Raw genomic sequence first — 2,622 nt, 5'->3', positions numbered from 1 at the left:
ACCTTGCGCGGCATCGACTGCGAGGCGACGGTGGATTCCGGCGCCTACTCGTCCTACCCGTTCTCGGCATGCTTGGAGGCCGCGCAGGTCGCGAGCATTCTGCCGGGTCCCTACAAGATGCCGGCCTATCGTTGCCGCACCTTCTCGGTCGCCACCAACAAATGTCCGATCCTGCCCTATCGCGGCGTGGCGCGCACCGGCGTCTGCTTTGCGCTGGAATTGATGCTCGATCTCGTCGCGGCCGAAGCCGGGCTTGAGCCCGGCGAGGTGCGGCTGCGCAATCTGGTGCGCCCCGAGCAGATGCCGTTCGATAACATCACCCGGAAGCATTTCGACAGCGGCGACTATCCCGAGGCGATGCGCCGCGCGCTGGCGCAGATCGATATCGATGCCGTTCGCGCGCGACAGCGCAAGGGCGAGGCCGACGGCCGCCGCATCGGCGTCGGCGTCTCCATCTATTGCGAACAGGCCGCGCATGGCACCTCGGTCTATTCCGGCTGGGGCATTCCGATGGTGCCGGGCCATGAGCAGGCCTCGGCCCGCCTGACACCCGACGGCGGCCTCGAACTGCGCGTCGGCGTGCATTCGCACGGGCAGGGAATGGAGACCACGCTCGCGCAGGTCGCGCATGAGATCCTGGGCATCGATGTCGCGAAGATTCGCATCATCCTCGGCGACACCGCGATGACGCCCTATTCGACCGGCACCTGGGGCTCGCGCTCGATGGTGATGGCGGGCGGCGCGGTCGCGACCGCCTGCCGCGAGCTCGGCGAGCGCGCGAGGCGCATCGGCGCCAAGCTGTTGCAGCACGATGCGGCTTCCGTGGTATTGCAGAACGGCGAGGTCCGCGGCGTCAACGGCAGCGTCACCCTGAAGGCGATCGCCCACACCTGGTACCGCCGCCCGCAGGACCTGCCGGCCGATGTCGATCCCGGCGGGCTCGAGGTGACGCAAGGCTACAAGCCGGTGCGCGACAGCGGCACCTTCAGCTACGCCGCGCATGCGGCAGTGGTCGCGGTCGACCCTGATATCGGCGAGGTCGAGATTCTCGACTACGTGATCGTCGAGGACGGTGGCGTGCTGGTCAATCCGCTCGTCGTCGACGGCCAGATCTATGGCGGCCTGGCGCAAGGCATCGGCACCGCGCTCTACGAGGAAATGCCGTTCGACGCCTCCGGCCAGCCGTTGGCGACGACGCTCGCCGATTACCTGCTGCCCGGGCCGACCGAGGTTCCCGCCGCGCGCCTGGATCACATGGAGACGCCGTCGCCTTACACAGAGTTCGGCGTCAAGGGCATCGGCGAGGGCGGGGCGATCGCGCCGCCCGCCGCCATCGCCAACGCCGTCAACGACGCGCTGCGGCCGCTCGGCGTCCAACTGATGCAATCGCCGATCACCCCGCATCGGATCGTCGCAGCCGTGCTGGCCGCGCGCGCCGCTGAAAGGAGCGCCGCATGAAGCCCGCGCCCTTCGCCTATGAACGCCCGCGCGATCTCGCCGCCGCCCTGTCGATGCTGGCCGCGAGCAATGGATCGGCCAAAATCATTGCCGGCGGACAGTCGCTCGGCCCCATGCTCAATCTGCGGCTGGTTCAGCCGGAGCTGATCGTCGACATCTCGGGCCTTGCCGAGCTCAAGCGCGCGGAGGTCTCCGGCGACGAGCTCGTGCTGGGTGCCCTCGTCACCCACGCCGATATCGAGGACGGCCGCACCGCCGATGTCACCCGCGGCGCGATGCGCGGCGTCGCGGCCAACATCGCCTATCGGGCGGTGCGCAACCGCGGCACCATCGGTGGCTCGCTCAGCCATGCCGATCCCGCCGCGGACTGGATTTCGGCGCTCGCGGCCCTCGGCGCGCGGGTGACGTTGCGCAGTCTCGCCGGTGCGCGGACTTTGGCGGTCGAGACGTTCGTCGTCGGCGCCCTGGAATCCGCGTTGCACGACGGCGAGATCGTCGAGGCGGTCCGCGTGCCGACGCGCTCGGCCTCGTCGCATTGGGGCTATGTCAAGAGCTGCCGCAAGACGGGCGAATTCGCGCATGCCATCGGCGCGGTGCTGATTGATCCCACCGCCGCTTCGGCGCGCATCGTCATCGGCGCGATCGATACGGCCCCCATCGTCATTACCGACGCCGCCGAGCTGTTCGGCGGCCGCATCGCAGCCGACTACAAGCAGCGTTTCGATCTCCGCGTCGCCGATGCTCTCCTGGCCAAAGCCGGCATCGACGATGCCGCGCAGCGCCACATCCATGTCAACGTCCTGAAGCGCGCCGTCCAGGAGGCCGCGGCATGACCACGATCGCGCTTCAGGTCAATCGCCGCGCCGTGGAGCTGGCCGCCGAGCCGCGCACCAGCCTCGCCGATTTCGTCCGCGACAAGCTCGACCTCACCGGGACCCATCTCGGTTGCGAGCACGGCGTCTGCGGCGCCTGCACCGTGCTGCTCGACGGCGTACCGGCGCGCTCCTGCATCACCTATGCGGCGGCCTGCGAGGGCGCCGACGTCACCACGATCGAAGGCCTCGACGAGGACGAGGTCACGACCGAGCTGCGCGCCGCCTTTACCCGCGAGCATGCGCTGCAATGCGGCTACTGCACGCCGGGCATGCCGGTCTCCGCGCGGGA

The 2,622-nt window shown here is 69.2% G+C and carries 3 protein-coding genes; all 3 read left to right on the top strand.

The genetic code is table 11. The annotated features are described in order from the left end of the window. The coding region (locus JHD07_RS37545) for a molybdopterin cofactor-binding domain-containing protein (protein ID WP_291631366.1) at positions 1 to 1,458 on the top strand (1,458 nt) is incomplete at its 5' end. Further along, the gene (locus tag JHD07_RS37540; RefSeq protein WP_291631364.1) at positions 1,455 to 2,291 is read left to right on the top strand and encodes a xanthine dehydrogenase family protein subunit M; all 837 of its coding nucleotides are present in this window, start codon (positions 1,455 to 1,457) and stop codon (positions 2,289 to 2,291) included. The genes JHD07_RS37545 and JHD07_RS37540, both read left to right, overlap by 4 nt. Beyond that, positions 2,288 to 2,622: 2Fe-2S iron-sulfur cluster-binding protein (locus JHD07_RS37535; RefSeq protein ID WP_291631362.1), on the top strand; the 335-nt coding region annotated here is incomplete at its 3' end. The genes JHD07_RS37540 and JHD07_RS37535, both read left to right, overlap by 4 nt.

Source organism: Bradyrhizobium sp. (assembly GCF_016462955.1).
Lineage (GTDB): Bacteria > Pseudomonadota > Alphaproteobacteria > Rhizobiales > Xanthobacteraceae > Bradyrhizobium.
The sequence above is the reverse complement of the archived record's forward strand: the minus strand, read 5'-3'. Positions and strand labels throughout refer to the sequence as shown.